Here is a 3,430-nt window from a genome sequence, read left to right as displayed (position 1 = left end):
CGCCCCCCAGGAACAGCAGCAGGCCCACGCCCCACCAGAGGGCGGCAACATCGACCTGGCTGGCTGCGACGGCCGCCACAACGAAGACGAGCACCGCGATCAACGGGGCGCCGTCCCGCGTCGCCGATCGTGCGCGCACGGTGTCCTGCCTGCGGTGTGGCCGGCGTTCCGGGTGCCCGGCACAGTGATGAGTACGGTGGAGCTCGTGAGCAGTTGGCAGCACACGGTGCCCTTGCTGGTGCTGGCCCTGCTGGCGCTGTACACCGGGTGGCAGCTGCGCCCAGCGCGCATGGCTCGGCTGGGACCCAACGCGTGGATCGGGATGCGCTCGGGGAACACCACCGCTTCAGCGGCCGCGTGGCAGGCAGGACACGCGGCGGCCTGGCCGCTGTCCCGGCTGGGAGCGGGCTCATCGCTGGTGGTCTTCGCAGTCGGTGTGCTCGGCGTCATGCTCGCGCCCGCCAGCGCGGCTGAGGCGATCAGCAGTGCTGCCGGGATCGGCGGGATGGTGCTGCTGATGGTGTTCCTGGTGCTGGCGTACCGCCGGGCCGATCAAGCTGCACGGTCGGTGCTGGCCGACACGGCGAAGCGCCGCTGACACCTGGCGGTACCGGGACGCGGGCCGTCGGCGCCGACGCAGGCAGTGCCTACCGCTCGGTGAGCAGGGCAACGCCACGACATCGGCACGAGCGCGACGTCGCCAGCCAGCGGCGACCGCGCACAACGCGGGATGACCGTGAAGTCCCGGGATCAGCGGTCATCCCCGGGGATGACGAGCTCAGCGCTGATGATCAGACCCCGTGGTGACGTCAGGCCGTCTGCGGTGCGTCAGTGTTCGACCATGAGTGATTCCGCCGCCACGACGAGCTCGCCGCGCCCTGCTGGGGCCTCGGTCAGCCGACGCGTCGGTTCGGACGGTTCTCTCGGTGTCGCGCTGGTGCTCGGTGCGGCCGTACTGGTCGGTCTGGTGTGGGGGGCGGCCACCTCCGGCCTGCAGACGGTGCTGCCCGGGTCCCTCGCTGGGCTGGCCAACGCAGTCGGTCCCTGGGTCGCCCCGGCCTTCCTGGTGGGGGCGTGGAGCAGGCGTTGGTGGGTCGCTGCCCTGGCCGGGGTCCTGGTGTGCTTCGGTGAGGTTGCCGGTTACTACGCCATCTCCGCGTTGCGTGGCTTCGGGGTCAACCCCGCGATGGTGGTGCTGTGGGCCGTCTCGGGTGTGGTCGGCGGGCCGGTCCTGGGTGTAGCCGGGTGGTGCTGGCGCCGTGTGGGTTCGCTGCGGTGGGCGGCGTTGGGGGCGGCGCTGCTGGGTGGTGTCTTCCTCGCCGAGGGTGCTGTCGGCTACGGGATCTACCTGCGCTACACCGCTGACGCGGTCCTCTTCTGCACCCTGGGTCTCCTGCTGGTGGTGGTGCTGGGGGCCACCGCGCCGGCCGCGAAGGCGGCCAGCGCGCCCGCCCGGGGCGTCCGGGCGGCGGCGGCGTGGCTGCTGCTGGTGCTGCCGCTGGGTGCTGCCGGGGAAGTTCTGCTGCACCTCGCCACGAGCTGAGCTGCGGTCGCTGTCCCTTGGACGTCGTGAGCGGCCCGGCGTGAGGATGCACCGTCTTGGGTGATCTTCTGGCCCTCGGTCACCACGTACCGAGCGCGAGAAGATGTCGGCGGTTGCCGGCGCCCCGCCCGGATGCGGGATGACCGTGAAGTCCCCTGACATGATCGATTAGTGCTCGACCACCTACCGCTGCCGCGAGAAGCTCTCTTGCGAGCAGGCGTCGTGGCCTTCAGGTCCGGTGACCTACGCCCGAGGCAAGGTGTCGGGCACCGTGCCTCGGGCGGCCTGGAAGGTGCAGGGGTGGTGGCGTTGTGCTGAGCACGTTCCTGATCACCCACCGGTGGATCACCCCGGCTCTACTGCTGGTCTACATCGTCATCGGTCCGGTGATCGGTGCGTGGCTGGTCCGGCGCCCTCGACTGGCGTGGGCGTTGACTGCGCTGTCCCTGCTGCCGTTGGCGGCTCTGACGCTGGTGCCGGTCGATCGCGATCTGAGCGTGGGCTGTGCGGTCCAGTGGGACTGGCCAACGCCGGCTCGGGTGGAGTCCTTTGCCAACGTGGTGCTCTTTATCGCGCCGGTGCTGTTGGCGGGTGTAGCGACCCGTCGGTGGGTGTTGGCCGCTGTGGTTGGTAGTGCGCTGTCGGCGGGGATCGAGGTGCTGCAGGCTCTCGTTCCCGGCCTGGGTCGCTCGTGCGACACCGGTGACTGGTTGGCGAACACCATGGGCGCGCTTGTCGGTGGCCTGCTTGCGTGGGGGGCCTTGGCATTGGCGCGGTGGAGACGGCCTGCGGAGCGAGCCGCTCGCCTCCACTAACGCGACAGCGGGGTAATAGCCACAAGCATGTGCCGGTGGTGGCCGTAGCCGCGCGGAAGGGTCTGCTGCATGACCGTGAAGTCGTACGCCGCCGTGATCGCGCTCGGACCGCGGGATGAGCGGGCACTTCAGCAACCATCCACGCGAGCACGACCTCCTACTTGCCGTGATGGAAAGTCGTAGCTAGCTTTCCAGTATGGAAAGCGATCCTCGGGCCACTCCCGACGACGCCCGCGCAGCCCTGCGCGAACTCACCGACACGCGCCGGCGCCTGGCCGAGCGCATCACCTCCCCGTGGTGGTACCGCCTGGGCGCGGCCGCCTGCACCGCCTCGCTGTTCCTGGGCGTCGGCCTGCTCGTGGGCCGGCCCGACGCCGGCAGCAGCGCGGAGTCGGCATCGACGCTGCTGATCGTGTTCGGGGCCATCCTGGCGCCGATGGCTCTGCTGGCGGCGCTGAGGCGTTCGACGGGGATCTCCATCGAGCGCTACGGCGAGGGCCTGGGCACCTGGTACGCCGTCGTGTTCGGGCTCTTCGCGTTGGGGTTCGCGCTGCAGGCCTTCGCCGGCGTGCCCTTCGCCCTGCCCGTCGCCGGGGTCGGTGCCTTCGTGGCCACGGTGCTCACCGAGCGGCGCATCGACGACCTGCTGCGCCGGCGCGTGCGCGAGGGCCGAGGCGCGCAGGCGGGAGCGTGAGCGCGCAGGCGCGCCCGGTCTTCGACGAGATCGTCCACGCCCCCAACCGCCTGCAGGTCTGCGCGATGCTCGCCGCCGTGGAGGCGCTGGACTTCGCCACCGTGCGCGAGGCGCTGGCCATCAGCGACTCGGTGCTCAGCAAGCACGTCAAGGTCCTGGCGGACGCCGGGTACGTGCACACCGCCAAGACCCCGCACGGCTCGCGCACTCGTACCTGGCTGTCCTTGACCGACGCCGGCCGCACGGCGCTGGATGGGCACTTGGCGGAGCTGCGCCGCATCGCGGCCCTGGCCACGACCCCCTAATCACACCTCACGGATCGACAAGGCCGTGTAGTCGTCGGCCGGTCATGATCGCGCCCGGAGGGCGGGATGACCG

The 3,430-nt window shown here is 70.9% G+C and carries 5 protein-coding genes; all 5 read left to right on the top strand.

Features of this window, described 5'->3' with window-relative positions; translation table 11 throughout:
- Window positions 1-205: 205 nt before the first annotated feature.
- The 5 genes from MN205_RS05295 (at window position 206) to MN205_RS05275 (ending at window position 3,357) form a co-directional block, all read left to right on the top strand.
- The gene (locus MN205_RS05295) at window positions 206-598 is read left to right on the top strand and encodes a hypothetical protein (RefSeq protein ID WP_242125024.1); all 393 of its coding nucleotides are present in this window, start codon (window positions 206-208) and stop codon (window positions 596-598) included.
- Between the two features lie 243 nt (window positions 599-841).
- On the top strand, window positions 842-1,543 hold the full coding sequence (locus MN205_RS05290; RefSeq protein ID WP_242125022.1) for a DUF6518 family protein: 702 nt from the start codon (window positions 842-844) through the stop codon (window positions 1,541-1,543).
- Window positions 1,544-1,854: 311 nt separating this feature from the next.
- Window positions 1,855-2,358, top strand: coding sequence for a VanZ family protein (locus MN205_RS05285; RefSeq protein WP_242124793.1), 504 nt, complete (start codon window positions 1,855-1,857; stop codon window positions 2,356-2,358).
- Window positions 2,359-2,554: 196 nt separating this feature from the next.
- Window positions 2,555-3,052, top strand: a complete 498-nt coding sequence (locus MN205_RS05280; RefSeq protein ID WP_242124794.1) for a hypothetical protein — start codon at window positions 2,555-2,557, stop codon at window positions 3,050-3,052.
- On the top strand, window positions 3,049-3,357 hold the full coding sequence (locus MN205_RS05275; protein ID WP_242124796.1) for a transcriptional regulator: 309 nt from the start codon (window positions 3,049-3,051) through the stop codon (window positions 3,355-3,357). Before MN205_RS05280 ends, MN205_RS05275 begins: the two co-directional genes overlap by 4 nt.
- The last annotated feature ends 73 nt before the right edge of the window (window positions 3,358-3,430 follow it).

Origin of the sequence: Kineococcus sp. TRM81007, from assembly GCF_022669155.1 — a bacterium.
Taxonomy (GTDB): Bacteria; Actinomycetota; Actinomycetes; order Actinomycetales; family Kineococcaceae; genus Kineococcus.
The sequence above is the reverse complement of the archived record's forward strand: the minus strand, read 5'-3'. Positions and strand labels throughout refer to the sequence as shown.